This is a genomic window from Streptomyces sp. NPDC051913 (assembly GCF_044593635.1).
Lineage (GTDB): Bacteria > Actinomycetota > Actinomycetes > Streptomycetales > Streptomycetaceae > Streptomyces.
The window spans coordinates 87959-103931 of record NZ_JBIUCI010000026.1; the positions used below are offsets into that span (position 1 = coordinate 87959).

Genomic DNA, 15973 nt, shown 5'->3' on the forward strand with positions numbered 1-15973 from the left:
TTTACGACACCAGTGTCGTAAGTGAGGAGCGGGTTCATGGCCAAGCTGAGGCGCGGTGACGTCCTGCCGCACGAGGACCACGGCTTCTTCGGACCCGGCTCGGTGGTGTGGAAGGTCTGGAGCTATCCGACCGCCCCGACGGTCGGCTTCCAGCGGGCCGTCGTCGTCGAGGAACTCGACCCGCCGCTGGTGGCCGCCGTACACGCCACCCAGGGCATCTACCGCCGCTCCCGCACCCGTTACGACCGCACCCTGCGCTACTTCGCGATGGTGGCCTTCGCCGGTACGCGTGAGGTGTGCAAGGCCGCGGACGTGCTGGTCAAGGTGCACTCCAAGGCGATCGGCGAGCTGCCGTACGGCGGCGGGACCTACGACGCCAACGACCCCGCCTCCCAACTGTGGATCCAGCTCACCGGCTGGCACTCGATCCTCTACGCCTACGAGAAGTACGGCCCCGGCAAGCTCACCGAGCGGGAGGAGAGCGAGTACTGGGAGGCCTGCGCCCTCGCCGCGGAGCTCCAGACCTGCTCGCCCGACGACGTCCCGCGCAGCCGGGAGGGCGTAAGGGCGTACTTCGAGGAGACCCGCCCGCGGCTGTCCGGCAGCCCGATCGCCCGGCAGGCCATGCACCATCTGCTCAGGGCCGAACTCGTCTTCCCGCCGACGCCCTGGTGGGCGAAGCCCGCGAGCCTCGCCGTCGCGCGGGCCCAGCGGATCGCCACGATCGCCACCATGCCGCGCTGGATGCGCGAACTGGCGGGCATCCGGCAGTCCCGCCTCCTCGACACGCTCATCGTGCCCGTCATGAGGACGGCCTTCGCGCTCGCCCATCTGAGCCCGCGGCTCGAACTGCTCCTGATCGGACGCCTCTCGCCCTCGACCGTCCCGGTGATCGCACCGATGAAGCTCGGCGTACCGCCCCGCACACCGGAGGTGCTGACGCCCGCCGAGGCCCGCGCCCGCCACGGCTACCCGAGGCCCGCCGAGGCCCACCTCGACTTCCGCGCCCGGCAGGCCGCTCGCGTCTTCGACGACGGCGAGGCCCCCAGCGACCAGGGCCTCATCGAGTCCCAGGAGATCCTCGGCCCGCTCGCGTGACAGGCCCAGCGGAAGTCCAACGCCTGTGTGGGCGGCGTAGGTTGGGGCCATGTCGACGTCACCGGTGATCCTGCTGCTGTCGGGGAGCCTGCGCTCGGGCTCCACCAACGAGGCCGTCCTGCGCACCGCGCAGGCCGTGGCGCCGTCGGCGGGGGTGCGGGCCGTGCGCTACGACGGTCTCGCCGGCCTTCCGCACTTCAACCCCGATGACGACACCGACCCGCTGCCCGCGCCCGTGACCGGGCTCAGGGAGGCGATCGACTCGGCGGCCGGGATCCTGATCTGCACCCCGGAGTACGCGGGGACGCTGCCGGGCTCGTTCAAGAACCTGCTCGACTGGACGGTCGGCGGCACCGAGATCTGCGACAAGCCGGTCGCCTGGGTCGGCGCCGCCGCCCAGGGACGCGGCACAGGCGCGGAGGCCACCCTGCGCACGGTCCTCGGCTACACCGGCGCCGACATCGTGGAGCGGGCCTGCGTGAGACTGCCCGTGGACCGGGGGATGCTCGGCGCGGACGGGACCGTCACCGACCCGGAGTTCCGCCGCCGTATCGCCGAGACCCTCGGGCTGCTGACCGCGGCGGCCGACGCGCAAGCAGGGGCGCGGGCGTGACGGCACCCTCCGTCCTCGACCTCTGGCGCAGGCACCTGGGCCAGATCCCCGGGTCGGTCTGGCAGCGCACCGAGCTCCAGGTCCTGATCCTCGCGGACAACGACCTCACGGACCTCCCGCCCGCCATCGGCCGACTCCACCGGCTCACCACGCTGGACCTCGGCCACAACCGCCTCACCTCGGTGCCGGCCGAACTCGGCGCCCTCACCGGCCTCAGCGGCTTCCTCTACCTGCACGACAACGACCTCACCGAACTCCCCGACACCCTCGGCGCACTCACCCGGCTGCGCTATCTCAACGTCGGCGAGAACAAGCTCTCCGCACTGCCGGAGACCGTCGGCCGGATGACCGGGCTCGTCGAACTCCGGGCCCAGCACAACCTCCTCACCACCCTGCCGGACGGCCTCGGCGCCCTCCACGCCCTCCGGGAGCTCTGGCTGCGCGGCAACCGGCTCACCGGCCTGCCGGCGTCCGTCTCCGCTCTGCGCGAGCTGCGCCACCTGGAGCTGCGGGAGAACTCCCTCACCGACGTCCCGAACGCCCTGGCCGGCCTCCCCCTCCTGCGCCACCTGGACCTGCGCGGCAACCACCTCACCCACCTCCCCGACTGGCTCACCGACCTGCCCGCACTGGAGAAGCTGGACCTGCGCTGGAACCCGTGCGATCCGTCGTCGCCGCTGGTGGGGGAGCTGGAGCGGCGGGGGTGCGTGGTGCTGGTGTAGAGAGAAGGACACGGGCTGAGGCGCTGATGGTGTAGCCCGCTACACCCCGGCAGGGGAGTCTGCGCGACCGCCTGCCCGCACCCCCGTGGCCTAGCCTTCCCGCATGGGAAAGACCATGCGGCGGGCCGTGCGGGCGACGGGGCATCTGCTGCTCGCCGCGGCGATGGCGTTCGGCGTGTGGATCTTCGTCTGCGTGCTGCTGATCACCGCCGTCGGCACCCTCGTGCTGGTCGGCGCCTGGCTCTTGCCCGAGACGGTGCTGCTGATCCGGCGGATCGCGGGCGCCAAGCGGAAGACGACCGCCGCGTGGACCGGCGTGCGGATCCCCGAGGCCTACCAGCCCCTCACCGGCACGACCCGCGAGCGGTTCCGGACCGCCGTGCACGACCCCGGCACGCTCACCGACTTCCGCTGGATGGTCGCCTACTACCTGTACGGCGCCCTGGTCCTCGTCGCGCTTCCGCTGTGGCCGCTCGGGCTCGTCGTGGACGGCGTGTGGAGCGGCCTGCTGCGGCAGCGGCCCGTCGTCCTTCCCCTGATCGTGCGGATCGCCGACCTGGAGGCGGACTGGTCGACCGCGCTGCTCAAGCCGTCCCCGAAGGCGGTGCTGGCCCGCCGGGTCGAGGAGCTGGCCGCGACCCGCGCCGACGCGATCTCCGCGCACGGCGCCGAACTCCGCCGTATCGAGAGGGACTTGCACGACGGTGCCCAGGCCCGCCTGGTCGCGCTGTCGATGCGGATCGGGCTGGCGAAACGGGCCTACGACCGTGATCCCGAGGCCGCCCGCAAACTGCTGGACGACGCCCAGGACCAGGCCGAGCAGGCGCTGACCGAGCTGCGTCAGGTGGTGCGCGGCATCCACCCGCCGATCCTCAGCGACCGTGGCCTCGTGGGCGCGGTGCGGGCCCTGGCGGCGAGCAGCGGGCTGCGGGTGAGCATCGAGGACGAGGGGCTGGACGAAGGGGTGCGGGCGCCGGCTGCCGTCGAGGCCGCCGCCTACTTCGTGGTCGCCGAGTCCCTCACCAACGCCGCGAAACACAGTGGCTCGCCCCGCGCCGAGGTACGGCTGACCCGCACCCGGCGCGGACTGCGCGTGCGGGTGAGCGATGTCGAGGGGCGGGGCGGGGTCGACGAAGGCGGCGGTTCGGGGCTGCTCGGGATGCGGCGCCGGGTCGCCGCGCTGGACGGGACCGTGGACGTGTCGAGCCCCGCCGGGGGGCCGACCGTGATCGAAGTGGAGCTGCCGTGCGTGTGGTGATCGCCGAGGACAACGCCCTGCTGCGGGAGGGACTGGTGCTGCTGCTGACGTCCGCCGGGCACGAGGTGGTGGCCGTCGCCGGAACCGGGCCCGAGATCATGCCCGCGCTCCTGGAACACCGGCCGGACATCGCCGTCCTGGACGTGCGGATGCCGCCGGGCTTCCGGGACGAGGGGCTGCGGGCCGCGCTGGAGGCCCGCGGGCGGATCACCGGCCTCCCGGTCCTCGTGCTCTCGCAGTACGTCGAGGAGTCCTACGCCGCCGAGCTGCTCGCCGGCGGCACCAGCGGGGTCGGCTACCTCCTCAAGGACCGGGTGGGCCGGGTCGACGAGTTCCTCGACGCGCTGGAGCGGGTCGCCGCCGGCGGCACCGCCCTGGACCCCGAGGTCGTCGCCGAGCTGCTGACCCGCCGCAAGGACACCCCGCTGGACTCGCTCACCCCGCGCGAGCGCGAGACCCTCGAACTCATGGCGGAGGGCCACGACAACGCGACCATCGCGAAGACCCTCGTCGTCACCGAACGCGCCGTCCACAAGCACATCGGCAACGTCTTCCTGAAGCTCGGCCTGCCCCCGAGCGACAGCGGCCACCGCCGGGTGCTGGCCGTCCTGGCCTACCTCGCGCACACCCCGCCGAAGTGAGTCAGCCGACGCTCAGCTCACCCAGCGGCAGCGTGTGCTGGGTCTGGAGCACCTTGGCCCGCAGATAGCGGACGTTGTGGGCGGTGGTGAAGACGCCGGTGGGCACCCGGTCGCGGACGTCGATGCCGAGGTCGCGCAGCTGGCCCGCCTTGTCGGGGTTGTTGGACAGCAGGTCGAGCGACTCGATGCCCAGGGCCTTCAGCATCTGCGCGGCGGCCGTGTAGTCGCGGTCGTCCTCGGGCAGGCCCAGCGCGGTGTTCGCGGCGTAGGTGTCGAGACCCTGGTCCTGGAGGGCGTACGCGTCGAGCTTGTTGTAGAGACCGATGCCGCGGCCCTCCTGACGGAGGTACAGCAGCACGCCGCCGCGTTCGGCGATGCGCTCGACCGCCTCGCGCAGCTGCGGGCCGCAGTCGCAGCGGGCGGAGCCGAAGACGTCGCCGGTGAGGCACTCGGAGTGCAGCCGGACCAGGGGGTTCGGGCCCGGCTCACCGAGGACGACCGCCAGGTGTTCCTGGCCGTCGACCAGTCCGTGGAAGGTGACCAGCTCGGAGTCGACGCGGTAGCCGTCACCGAAGCGCAGGGGCACGCGGACACGGGAGCGCTGGGTTGCGGCGGGGATCTCGGTCATGCGGGTACTCCGGTCCGTAGACTTATCTGCTTCAGATTTGAATCAGATCTACGGTTCGAGACCCTACCCCATGCTTTAAATTTGAAGCAATAGAATTATGGCGCTCGTCACGAACAGGACGGCGACGACCGCCGCCGCCACGGAACCTCGTCCCCCGTGTCCTCCTGGAGCCCGTCCGCGATCGCCCGGGAGATCTCCTCCAGCTGCCCCACCTGCTCCGGGGTGAGCCGGTCGAAGAGGGCGGAGCGGACCGTGTCGACATGTCCCGGCGCCGCCCGCTCCACCTCCGCCATGCCCTCGTCGGTCAGTACGGCGATGCTGCCGCGCTTGTCCCAGCGACAGCTCTCCCGCCCGACCAGCCCGTCCTTCTCCAGCCGGGTCACGGCATAGGTGAGCCGGGGCCGCGTGATCTTCAGCCCCTCGGCGAGATCGGTCATCCGCAGCCGCCGCTCCGGCGCCTCGGAGAGAGTGGAGAGGATGGAGTAGTACAGGTGCGGCATGCCGGCGTCCTGCTGGAGCTGCCGGTCGATCGCGTCCTCCAGGAGGTGCGCCGCGGCGATGTACGCGCGCCAGGCGCGCTGCTCCTCGGGAGTGAGCCAGCGAGTCGTCATACCGCCAGTGTAAGTTTGTTTCAAACTTGAACCAAGAGCCGCACGTCACAGCGAGAGGGACCGCTCCGATGCCTCACCCGTACGTCCTCCTCTCCGCCGCCGTCTCCCTCGACGGCTACCTCGACGACCTGGGCCCCGACCGGCTCCTGCTCTCCTCCCCGGCCGACTTCGACCGCGTCGACGAGGTCCGCGCCTCCGTCGACGCGATCCTGATCGGCGCCGGCACCATCCGCGCCGACAACCCGCGCCTTCTCGTGAACTCCCCGGAGCGCCGCGCGGCCCGGGTGGCGGCCGGCCAGCCGGAGTACCCGCTGAAGGTCACGGTCAGCGGCTCCGGCGACCTCGACCCGGAGGCGAGGTTCTGGCACACGGGCGGCGACAAGCTCGTCTACACGACGGACCAGGGCGCCGACCGGGCCAAGGCGCACGGCCTCGCCGCCGAGGTGGCCGCCCTCGGCCCCGACATCGACTGGCACCGCCTCCTCACCGACCTCGCCGCCCGGGGCGTGGACCGCCTCATGGTCGAGGGCGGCGGCCGTATCCACACCCAGCTCCTCCAGCAGGGCCTCGCCGACGAACTCCAACTGGTCCTCGCCCCGCTGTTCGTCGGCACCCCGGAGGCCCCCCGCCTCTTCGGCCCCGGCGGCTACCAGGACGGACGCCTGCGCCTGGTGGAGACCCGGCAGATCGAGGACGTGGTCCTCATGCGCTACGAGCCCACGGCCCCCGGCACCGGCCCGCTCGCCACGCCCGCCGACCACCACTGGCTCCGCCTCGCCTGCGAACTGGCCGCCCTCTGTCCGCCCTCGCGGACCGCCTTCAGCGTCGGCGCGGTCGTGGTCGCCGCCGACGGAACGGAACTCGCCCGCGGATATTCGAGGGAGGGCGCCGACCCCGTCGTACACGCGGAGGAGGCCGCGCTGGCGAAGATCGGCGCGGACGACCCCCGGCTGGCGTCGGCGACCGTCTACAGCAGCCTCGAACCGTGCGCCCGCCGCGCCTCCCGCCCGGCACCCTGCGCCCGGCTGATCCTCGACGCCGGGGTACGCCGGGTGGTGACGAGCTGGCGGGAGCCGGACACGTTCGTGACGGCGGCGGACGGCAACGGACTGCTGTCGTCGGCGGGTGTGGACGTCGTCGTCCTGCCGGAGTACGAGGAGCGGGCCAAGGCGCCGAACCTGCATCTGCTGGGGTGAGTTCGCGCCGCCGCGGGCCACGCCGACTCCTATCGGCCCATCAGATCCTGCGCCCCGACACCCCCCGGGCCACGCTTCCCCTATGAGGTCCCGACGTACCGCCGCTCTCCTGCTGGTCCCCCTCCTCGCCACCGCCTGCGGGACGACCGGCGCCGACACCCGCACCATGGCCCGCGCCCTCCCCGCGGACGCCGCCTTCATCCACCCCGGTGTCCTCGTCAGCGAGGCGCAGTTGGCGGCCGTGAGGAAGAACGTCACCGCCGGGAAGCAGCCGTGGCTGAAGGCGTACCTCGGGATGCGGGACAGCAAGTACGGGGCGTACAAGTACGAGCCCGAGCCGTACGCGAGTGTCGACTGCCCCGGCGGCGACCACGCCGACCGCCCGGCGCACGGCTGTGTCGAGGAGCGCGAGGACGCCATCGCCGCCTACACCCAGGCCCTCCTCTTCCGGATCACCGGCAAGCGGCAGCACGCCCTGAAGGCCAGGGAGATCCTGGACGCCTGGTCGGCGAAGATGCGCCGGCACACCGAGGAGGACGCCGGGCTCCAGACCGGGTGGGCCGGGTCGACCTGGGCCCGGGCCGCCGAGATCGTCCGGCACAGCCCCGGCGCGGGCTGGCCGGCGGACCGGGTCGCGCGGTTCGAGACCATGCTGCGCACGGCGTATCTGCCGACCGTGACCCGCAAGGTCCCCGACTACAACGGCAACTGGGACCTCGTGATGACCGACGCGGCCATCGGGATCGCCGTCTTCCTGGAGGACCGGAGGGCCTTCGACCACGCCCTCGAACGGTTCCGGGAGCGCGTGCCCGCCTACTTCTACCTGGCCGAGGACGGCACGCTGCCGCTCACCCCCAAGGGGGCGAGCATCACCACACCGCAGAAGCTGACGACGTACTGGTTCGGGCAGAAGACGTACAAGGACGGCATGTCCCAGGAGACCTGCCGCAACTTCAAGCACGTCGGTTACTCCGTCGCCGCCACCGCCCACATCGCCGAGACCGCCTGGCACCAGGGCATCGACCTCTACGGCGAGATCAAGGACCGGCTGAAGAGCACCCTCGCCTTCCACGCCCGCTACCAGGCCGGCGAGTCCGCGCCCGCGTGGCTGTGCGGCGGGAAGGTGGACCGGAACATGGGCCCGGACCTGGAGGTCGCCCTCAACCACCTGGAGGGCCGCCTCGGCCTCTCCGTCCCGGCGGCCCGCAAACTCGCGGAGGAGACCCGCCCGGCAGGCACCGACAACCTCTTCGTCTCCTGGGAGACCCTGACCCACGCGGGCAACCCGGCCGACTGAGAAACACAGGTCGAGCGGGCCCAGGGGTAATGCGTGCGCGAGCAGCCCCGCGGATGGCGTACTATTGAGTCATCGCCGCGGGGTGGAGCAGCTCGGTAGCTCGCTGGGCTCATAACCCAGAGGTCGCAGGTTCAAATCCTGTCCCCGCTACTGATGGCCCAGGGCCGGAATCTAATGGATTCCGGCCCTGAGTCGTTTCCGGGTCGTTTCCCCTCACGCGGCAGTTGTCACGGCGGGTGATCGCTCGACCCCCCTCCGCATAACAACTGACATACCGTCAGTACCTGTGAGCTTCCTGAGGTCGGGTCAACTCGCCCGTTTTTCACCGGCCATGACCCCTACGTCCTGCTGAAAAAGGTTAATGATCAAGCGGAACAGCTTGGAATCAGCACCCCGGGTCTATTAACGTTCGATAACGCAGCGCGGTCGTCCCAGCCGTCACAAGAGTCGGCTCCGTGCGCACGCGCCGAATCCCGCAAGGGAACCGGGGAACCACCAACTTGGGGTGAATCACGCGGAAGTCGCCGTGGCAGCACGGCGGTTATACGCGCGTAGGAGACCTTCCTGCTCCGAACCCGTCAGCTAACCCGGTAGGCGAGAAGGAAGGAAAGGAGCACGCCCACGTGGCGTCAAACCGGCCTGCCCCCGAGGCCCCGTATGTGCCGAGCCAGCGCAGCACCGATGCCTTCGGCTACGGCAGCTACCACCACGACGAGGGTCCGCAGGAGGTCTGGAATCCCACCGAGGACTCCCTCCGGCCGGCTCGCGGCAAGCACCGGGTGGCCAAGCAGCGCGGCGGGGGACTCGCCCGCAGCTCCACCGTCCTGGGCGTCGGTGTCATAGCCGCCGTCGGCGCGGGCGGTATGGCCAGCGCCAACACCGGCAAGCCGCCGGTCTCCATCTCGATGCCCGACCTGCCCTCCGTGGGCGGCGTCTTCGGCGGTGACGACGAGGCCCCCAAGGGTTCCGCCACCGCGCTCAGCAGCCTGGCCACCAGCACCACGGAGACCGCGGAGAGCGGCTCGGACGCCGGTGAGGCGCTGCGCAACCGGATCATGGCGCAGGCCGAAAGTCAGCAGAACCAGGTCGACAACAAGGTCCAGCTCGCCGCCGAGGCCGAGGTCGCCGAGCAGTCCGCGAAGGCCGAGGCCGCCGCGCTGAAGCAGGCCGCCGACGACGCCGCCGAGGCGAAGAAGGCCGCCGAGGAGAAGGCCGCGAAGGAGGCCGAGGCCAAGCGTCTCGCCGAGCTCGCCAAGCAGTTCACGCTGCCGACCTCCTCGTACACGATCACCTCGACCTTCGGTCAGGCCGGTTCGCTGTGGTCCTCCGGCTACCACACCGGTCTCGACTTCGCGGCCCCCACGGGCACGCTGATCAAGGCCATCCACAGCGGCACCATCACGGAGGCCGGCTGGGCCGGCTCCTACGGCTACCGCACGATCCTCACCCTCGACGACGGCACCGAGCTGTGGTTCTGCCACCAGTCCTCGATCAGCGTCAGCGTCGGCCAGAAGGTCAGTACCGGTGAGGTGATCGGGCGCGTGGGCGCGACCGGCAACGTGACCGGGGCCCATCTGCACCTGGAGGTCCACCCCGGCGGGGCGGACACCGGCATCGACCCGATGGCATGGCTGCGCAGCAAGGGCCTCACTCCCTGAGGCGGGTCTCCTTCTGAACCCCGGCGGTCCTGACGCTCACCCCCCGACGTCAGGGCTGCCGGTTCTCCGTGTCCGGAATATCGGCTTCCGGTACGGGTGTTGATCCCGTACATGACTTCTCTTCGCAAGCTGGGCACGTCCGACCTCGAGGTCTTCCCGCTCTCCCTCGGCGGCAACGTCTTCGGCTGGACCGCCGACGAGGCACAGTCCTTCGCCGTCCTGGACGCCTACGCCGCCGCGGGCGGCAACTTCGTCGACACCGCCGACTCCTACTCCGCGTGGGTGGAGGGCAACTCGGGCGGTGAGTCCGAGACCATCATCGGGAAGTGGATCAAGGCGCGCGGCAACCGCGACGACGTCGTGATCGCCACGAAGGTCAGCCAGCACCCGGAGTACCAGGGCCTGACGGCCGCCAACATCAAGGCCGCCGCGGACGCCTCCCTGCGCCGCCTGGGCACCGACCACATCGACCTCTACTACACCCACTTCGACAAGCCCGAAGTGCCGGTCGAGGAGATCATCGGCGCACTCGACGAACTGGTCAGGGCGGGCAAGGTGCGGCACATCGCCGCCTCCAACATCTCCGCCGAGCGGCTGGAGAAGTCGCTGGCCTTCTCCGAGCGCGAGGGCCTGGCCCGGTACGTGGCACTCCAGCCGCACTACAACCTGGTCTCGCGCGCGACCTACGAGGGTGAGCTCCAGGACCTGGCGGAGCGCACCGGCCTCGCCGCCGTCCCGTACTTCTCGCTCGCGTCCGGGTTCCTCACGGGCAAGTACCGCGAGGGCGAGGTGGTGGAGGGCGCCCGGGCCGCCGCGGGCGCCGGCAAGCACCTGGAGACCGAGCGGGGCCGCTCGGTGCTCGCCGCCCTCGACGACATCGCCGAGGACCACCGCGTGCCGGTCGCCACGATCGCCCTGGCCTGGCTCGCCGCCCAGCCGACGGTCGCCGCCCCGATCGCCTCGGCCCGCACGGTGGAGCAGCTGCCGGCGCTGGTGCGGGTGGCGGAGGTGACGCTCACGGACGCGGAGGTGGAGCGGCTCACGGAGGCGTCGGCGTAACCCTCGTCAGGACTGGTACGGGTTGTACGCGGGATACGCCGGCTGGGAGTACGGCGCCGGCTGCTGCCCGTACCCGTACACCCCGTACATCGGCCAGGGCGCCGGGACCACCGGAACCGGCGGTGCCGTCACACGGGCCGCGTGGTCCAGCGCGGGGCGGGCGACCTCGCGCCGGGCCCACAGCTCGTGCAGCAACTCCCGCTCCCGTACGACGAAGTCGGCACCGGCGCGGCCACGGCGCCCGCGGTGCCGCAGGAACGCGAGGGACGTCGCGTACGCCTCGTACTGCGCCACCGCGCGCGCCGCGGGCCTTCCGGCGTGGTGGCGGGCGTACTGGCGGGCGATGCGCCGGGCCCGCATCGAGCCGAGCGCGAAGGGTTCGGCGGGGGTGAGCCAGCCGGTCACGGCGTAGGCGGGCAGCTCCTCGCGGACGGTCCGCAGCTCGCGCTGCCGGGTCCAGATGACCAGCCAGGTCAGCAGCCCGAACGCGGGGAGCATGAAGGCCGCGTAGACGGCGAAGAAGCCGTACTCCCCGAGGGTGGACGAGCCGTTCCAGACGGCGTGCATGCCCATCGCCAGCACCAGGCCGGACAGGGGGAGCAGGACCCGGCGGACGTGCTGCCGGTCGGCGGACAGGGCCGCGATGCCGAAGCCGATGCCCGTGAGCACCGTGAACAGGGGGTGCGCGAACGGGGACATGATGACCCGCACGAAGAAGGTCGCCGCGGTCACGGAGGCGATGCCGCGGTCGCCGGTGAGCTGGTCGGTGCCGAAGGCGGTGCCGAGGTAGAGGATGTTCTCGGTGAACGCGAAGCCGGTGGCGGTGACCCCGGCTATCACCACGCCGTCGACGATCCCGGTGAAGTCCCGTCTGCGGAAGAGGAACACGAGGAGCACGGCCGCGGCCTTCGCCGACTCCTCCACGACCGGCGCTATCACCGTCGCCCCGAGGGTGTCCGCGCTGGACGGGTCGGCTGTCGCCGTCGCTATCCATCGCGTGGCGAAGCTGTTGGCGACGATCGCTATCAGCGCCGCCGCGCAGGCGCCCCAGGCGAAGCAGAACAGCAGATTGCGCCAGGGGCCCGGTTCGACGCGGTCAAGCCAGCGGAACGCGGCTATCAGCAGCGGCACCGGGAGGATCGCGAGGCCGAGGCCGACCAGGAAGCCCTCGGTGCCGGTCTGTTCCCGCACCAGGGCGAGGATGACGAGCCCGGACAGCGCCAGCAGGGTGATCAGAGCGCCGTACCGCACCCAGTTCCGCTGCCACCAGTGCGCGTGCCGCAGCGCACCGCCGGCGGGGCCGGTGGGAGGGTGCGTCGGGTACGGGGGAAAGGTGGCCACGGCATCGACCTTACGAGGGGGGTGGCTGCGGTGCTTGTCTCGCTCGCTTCTGTCCTGCTTCTTCGTCGCTGCTTCTTCATCGCTGTACGCGGCGGAACAACAGGTCGTTCACGACATGTCCCTTGTCCAGTCCCTGGCCCTCGAAACGGGTCAGCGGCCGGTAGTCGGGACGCGGCGCGAAACCGCCGTCCGCCTGGGTGTTCTCGAAGTCGGGGTGCGCCGTGAGCACCTCAAGCATCTGTTCGGCGTACGGCTCCCAGTCGGTCGCGCAGTGCACGATCGCGCCCGGCCTGAGACGGGTCGCGGCGAGGCTGAGGAACTCCGGTTGGATCAGCCGCCGCTTGTGGTGCCGCTTCTTCGGCCAGGGGTCGGGGAAGTAGACGCGCAGTCCGTCGAGGGCGTCGGGGGCGAGCATCTCGCGCAGCAGGATGATGGCGTCGCCGTTGGCCACCCGGACGTTGGCCAGAGCGCCCTGGTCGGCGAGGCCCAGCAGATTGCCCTGGCCGGGGGTGTGCACGTCGACGGCGAGGACGTTGGTGCCGGGATCGGCGGCGGCCATCTGCGCGGTGGCCTCACCCATGCCGAACCCGATCTCCAGGACGACGGGGTTGGTGTTGCCGAACAGCTCACCGAGGTCGATGACCTGCTGCCCGTCGATGTCCAGCCCCCACTTGGGCCACAGCCGCTGCAACGCGTCGGCCTGCCCTGCGGTCACCCGACTGCGCCGCGGCTGAAAACTCCGGATCCGCCGCTCGAAGTGCGACCCGGCGGGATCGGGCTTGGGCCCATCGGGGAACCGGGGCTCGCCTTTGCCTCGGGTGTGCCGGACGGACACACCGGGAGTGTGGGAGGGCTGGGACGCGTCGGGGGCGTTGCGGGAGTCAGACACAGTGGGGTCGATTTTACGTGCGTCTCCCCGTCCTGGCTGCGGGCAGTCGTGCCGCTCGGGCGGCACGGGTGGGCGCGGCGGCACCCCGCGGCGCGGGCGAGCGAAACCCTCCCCCGGCCGACAGCGACGCCGGGCACCCGCTCAGCCCTCGCCCAGCGTGGCCAACGCCCGCCTCGCCACCTCCCGCCCGATCGGCAGCGAGGCCGTCGCCGCAGGCGAAGGCGCGTTCAGCACATGCACCGTCCGCGCCCCCTCCTTGATCAGGAAGTCATCCACCAGCGTCCCGTCCCGCAACACGGCCTGCGCCCGCACCCCCGCCGCAGTAGGCACAAGATCGTCCTCCCGCACGACCGGCAGCAGCCGCCGCACCGCCTCGGTGAACGCCGCCTTGGACACCGACCGCCGCAGCTCACCCGCCCCGTACCGCCAGTGCCGCCGCGCTATGTGCCACGACCCCGGCCACGCGAGTGTCACGCCCAGCTCCCGCGGCCGTACGACACCCCACCCGTACCCCTCGCGGGCGAGCGCAGGTACCGCGTTGGGCCCGATGTGCACGCCCCCGTCGAACCCGCGCGTGAGATGCACGCCGAGGAACGGGAACGCCGGGTCCGGCACCGGATACACCAGCCCCCGCACCAGCTCGGGCCGCGCCAGCTCGTAGTACTCGCCGCGGAACGGCACGATCCGCATCTCCGGGTCGTCCCCGGCCAGCCGCGCCACCTCGTCGCAGTGCAGCCCGGCGCAGTTCACCAGCACGCGCGCGCGGACCACGTCCCCGGCGGCGGTGCGCACGGCGACGCCCAGCTCGGGGCGGCGGTCGATCCGCTCTACCCGGGCGCCGTACCGGATCTCCGCTCCGGACGCCTCCGCGAGCTGCCGGGCGACGCCGACGAAGTCACAGACGCCGGTCGTGCCGACGTGTATGGCGGCGAGGCCCTCCACCTCCGGCTCGTACTCCGCGATCTGGGCGGCGCCCAGCTCCCGGACCGGAATGCCGTTCTCCCTCCCGCGCTGCACCAGTCCGTGCAGTCGCGGCAGCTCGTCCCGCTCGGTCGCGACGATCAGCTTTCCGGTGACGGCGTGCGCGATGCCGTACTCCGCGCAGAACTTCACCATCTCCGCGGCGCCCTTCACCGCGTACCGCGCCTTCAGGGACCCCGGGCGGTAATAGATGCCGCTGTGGATGACCCCGCTGTTGCGCCCCGTCTGGTGCCGGGCGGGCCCGGCCTCCTTCTCCAGCACGGTCACCCGCGTCCCGGGCGCGGCACGCGTGATCGCGAACGCCGTGGACAGCCCGACGATGCCTCCGCCGACCACGAGCACGTCACAGTCGTAAGCGACCGCTGAACGCATGTGCACCACCTCCCACCTCGATAGTGCACTGCGCCACTGACAGTCCCTTCAAACGCGGGATACGACAGCGCCTAGGCGGGAGCCATCAGCAAAGGCCTCGCCCGCTCCCGCAGCTCCACCACCCGCGGCTCGTCGCCGTACGGCTCCAGGCGGTGCAGCAGATCCTTCACGTACTCGGTGGTGCGCGCCGACGAGATGCGCCCCGCGACCTCCACCGCCCGCACGCCCTGCTCGCATGCCGCGTCGAGATTGCCCGACTCGAGCTCGGCGACCGCCGAGACGACGAGCCGCAGTCCGTGCGAGCGCACGAACTCCTCCGTCGGCTTCGACAGGGCCTGCTCCGTGAACCTGCGCACCTGCCGCGGCGCCTTGAGGTCGCGGTAGCACTCGGCCGCGTCGGCGGCGAAGCGGTCGTAGGAGTAGAAGCCGAGCCAGGACGGGTCCTGGTCGCCGTCCCGCGCCCGCTCCAGCCAGCCCTCGGCGGCCCGCAGCGCGGCGCCCGCCGCGTGCGCGTCACCCGCGCGTGCGTGCGCGCGTGCCTCGACGAGCCGGAAGAAGCTCATGGTGCGGGCGGTCGCCAGACCGCGGTTGCGTTCCAGAGCGGCCTGGGCGAGGTCGACGCCCTCGTCGCCGAAGCCCCGGTAGGTCGCCTGGAGGGACATGGAGGCCAGGACGTAGCCCCCGAGGGGGACGTCGGCCGCCGCGCGGGCCAGCCGCAGGGCCTGGATGTAGTAGCGCTGCGCCGCCTCCTGCTGACCGGTGTCGAAGGCCATCCACCCGGCGAGACGGGTGAGTTCGGCGCTGGCACCGAAGAGTGCCCGGCCCACCTCGTCGGAGTAGGAGCCGAGCAGCAGCGGAGCCGCCTCCACCCGTAAGCACTCGGGCACCATGGACGAACGCCAGTCGCCGCCTCCGTACTTGGAGTCCCAGCGCCTGGCGTCCTCGGCGGCCTCCCGCAGCTTCTGCACATCGCTGTGGCCGACTTTGAGCGGTGCGCCGGAGTCCTCGCAGGTGTTCACCTCGCGCGCGACCGAGCTGTCGGCCGGGGTTATCAGCCACCGTGAAGCGGGCGTTGCGTAGGCGCTTACTGCGAACGATCCGGCCAGCGACTGCCAGATGCCACCGGAGCCGGCCCGGCGGCCCGCGAGGTCGAGCCGGTACAGCTCCGTCGCCGACGTCACCGCCTGTCCGACGTCCCGGGGGAAGGCCAGGCCCACTTCGGGCGCGGGATCCGCGTCCGCCAGACCGATCTCGTGGAGCGGCACCGGGCGGCCGAGCTTCTGGCCGATCGCGGCGGCGATGAGGTGCGGCGCAGCGCCCTGCGGCACCATGCCCTTCGACACCCAGCGCGCCACCGAGGTCTTGTCGTAGCGAAGAGTCAACCCGCGTTGAGCGCCAAGATCGTTGACGCGACGCGCGAGTCCTGCGTTGCTGATTCCCGCGAGGGCGAGAACGGCGCCGAGCTTTTCGTTCGGCCCGCGTTGCTCCCTGGACATGCGCCACCCCTCGACACAGACGGCTGCCGCGCTGGCATAACCACGCGGCATTCGTAAACCCAGCGTAGTTCGCCGCATCCCAAGCGTTAAGGGGCATTCTTCCGGATGGCGGG

Annotated in this window: 15 protein-coding genes, 1 tRNA gene and 1 riboswitch; of the genes, 10 read left to right on the top strand and 6 right to left on the bottom strand. The window is 71.5% G+C overall.

What is annotated here, in order from left to right:
- Window positions 1-36 precede the first annotated feature (36 nt).
- From ACIHIX_RS43950 to ACIHIX_RS43970, 5 genes are all read left to right on the top strand, one after another.
- Complete coding sequence (locus ACIHIX_RS43950) at window positions 37-1098, top strand: oxygenase MpaB family protein (RefSeq protein WP_399966227.1); 1062 nt, start codon at window positions 37-39, stop codon at window positions 1096-1098.
- Window positions 1099-1147: 49 nt separating this feature from the next.
- Window positions 1148-1711 (top strand): NADPH-dependent FMN reductase, encoded by a 564-nt coding sequence (locus ACIHIX_RS43955; protein ID WP_399966228.1) that lies wholly within the window; start codon window positions 1148-1150, stop codon window positions 1709-1711.
- Window positions 1708-2433, top strand: coding sequence for a leucine-rich repeat domain-containing protein (locus tag ACIHIX_RS43960; protein WP_399966229.1), 726 nt, complete (start codon window positions 1708-1710; stop codon window positions 2431-2433). The genes ACIHIX_RS43955 and ACIHIX_RS43960 overlap by 4 nt, the downstream gene beginning before the upstream one ends.
- A gap of 103 nt (window positions 2434-2536) precedes the next feature.
- A complete protein-coding gene (locus ACIHIX_RS43965) occupies window positions 2537-3691 on the top strand; it encodes a histidine kinase (RefSeq protein WP_399966230.1) in 1155 nt (384 codons plus the stop codon).
- Window positions 3679-4332: a response regulator gene (locus ACIHIX_RS43970; protein WP_399966231.1), complete on the top strand. Its 654-nt coding sequence runs from the start codon at window positions 3679-3681 to the stop codon at window positions 4330-4332. The genes ACIHIX_RS43965 and ACIHIX_RS43970 overlap by 13 nt, the downstream gene beginning before the upstream one ends.
- A 1-nt stretch (window position 4333) precedes the next feature.
- Here ACIHIX_RS43970 and ribA read toward each other — a convergent pair whose 3' ends face one another.
- Both ribA and ACIHIX_RS43980 read right to left on the bottom strand, forming a co-directional pair.
- Window positions 4334-4960, bottom strand: a complete 627-nt coding sequence (gene ribA, locus ACIHIX_RS43975; RefSeq protein ID WP_399966232.1) for a GTP cyclohydrolase II — start codon at window positions 4958-4960, stop codon at window positions 4334-4336.
- Window positions 4961-5067: 107 nt separating this feature from the next.
- Complete coding sequence (locus ACIHIX_RS43980; RefSeq protein WP_329337434.1) at window positions 5068-5571, bottom strand: MarR family transcriptional regulator; 504 nt, start codon at window positions 5569-5571, stop codon at window positions 5068-5070.
- Window positions 5572-5639: 68 nt separating this feature from the next.
- Here ACIHIX_RS43980 and ACIHIX_RS43985 point away from each other — a divergent pair, with 68 nt between their 5' ends.
- From ACIHIX_RS43985 to ACIHIX_RS44005, 5 genes are all read left to right on the top strand, one after another.
- Window positions 5640-6767, top strand: a complete 1128-nt coding sequence (locus ACIHIX_RS43985; RefSeq protein ID WP_399966233.1) for a dihydrofolate reductase family protein — start codon at window positions 5640-5642, stop codon at window positions 6765-6767.
- Window positions 6768-6849: 82 nt separating this feature from the next.
- Window positions 6850-8064, top strand: a complete 1215-nt coding sequence (locus tag ACIHIX_RS43990) for an alginate lyase family protein (protein ID WP_399966234.1) — start codon at window positions 6850-6852, stop codon at window positions 8062-8064.
- 76 nt (window positions 8065-8140) lie between these two features.
- A tRNA-Met gene (locus tag ACIHIX_RS43995) sits at window positions 8141-8214 on the top strand.
- 304 nt (window positions 8215-8518) lie between these two features.
- Window positions 8519-8676, top strand: a riboswitch (cyclic di-AMP (ydaO/yuaA leader).
- Window positions 8677-8687: 11 nt separating this feature from the next.
- Window positions 8688-9722: a M23 family metallopeptidase gene (locus ACIHIX_RS44000; protein ID WP_399966235.1), complete on the top strand. Its 1035-nt coding sequence runs from the start codon at window positions 8688-8690 to the stop codon at window positions 9720-9722.
- 111 nt (window positions 9723-9833) lie between these two features.
- Window positions 9834-10781 (top strand): aldo/keto reductase, encoded by a 948-nt coding sequence (locus ACIHIX_RS44005; RefSeq protein ID WP_399966236.1) that lies wholly within the window; start codon window positions 9834-9836, stop codon window positions 10779-10781.
- Window positions 10782-10787: 6 nt separating this feature from the next.
- Here the strand turns inward: ACIHIX_RS44005 and ACIHIX_RS44010 are convergent, their stop codons facing one another.
- The 4 genes from ACIHIX_RS44010 to ACIHIX_RS44025 all read right to left on the bottom strand — a co-directional run bounded on the left by ACIHIX_RS44010 (window position 10788) and on the right by ACIHIX_RS44025 (window position 15860).
- Window positions 10788-12122, bottom strand: coding sequence for a PrsW family intramembrane metalloprotease (locus ACIHIX_RS44010; protein WP_399966237.1), 1335 nt, complete (start codon window positions 12120-12122; stop codon window positions 10788-10790).
- Between the two features lie 76 nt (window positions 12123-12198).
- A complete protein-coding gene (gene trmB / locus ACIHIX_RS44015) occupies window positions 12199-13011 on the bottom strand; it encodes a tRNA (guanosine(46)-N7)-methyltransferase TrmB (RefSeq protein WP_399966238.1) in 813 nt (270 codons plus the stop codon).
- Window positions 13012-13152: 141 nt separating this feature from the next.
- Complete coding sequence (lhgO, locus tag ACIHIX_RS44020) at window positions 13153-14364, bottom strand: L-2-hydroxyglutarate oxidase (RefSeq protein ID WP_399966239.1); 1212 nt, start codon at window positions 14362-14364, stop codon at window positions 13153-13155.
- A gap of 71 nt (window positions 14365-14435) precedes the next feature.
- The gene (locus tag ACIHIX_RS44025) at window positions 14436-15860 is read right to left on the bottom strand and encodes an MFS transporter (protein WP_399966240.1); all 1425 of its coding nucleotides are present in this window, start codon (window positions 15858-15860) and stop codon (window positions 14436-14438) included.
- Window positions 15861-15973: the final 113 nt, after the last annotated feature.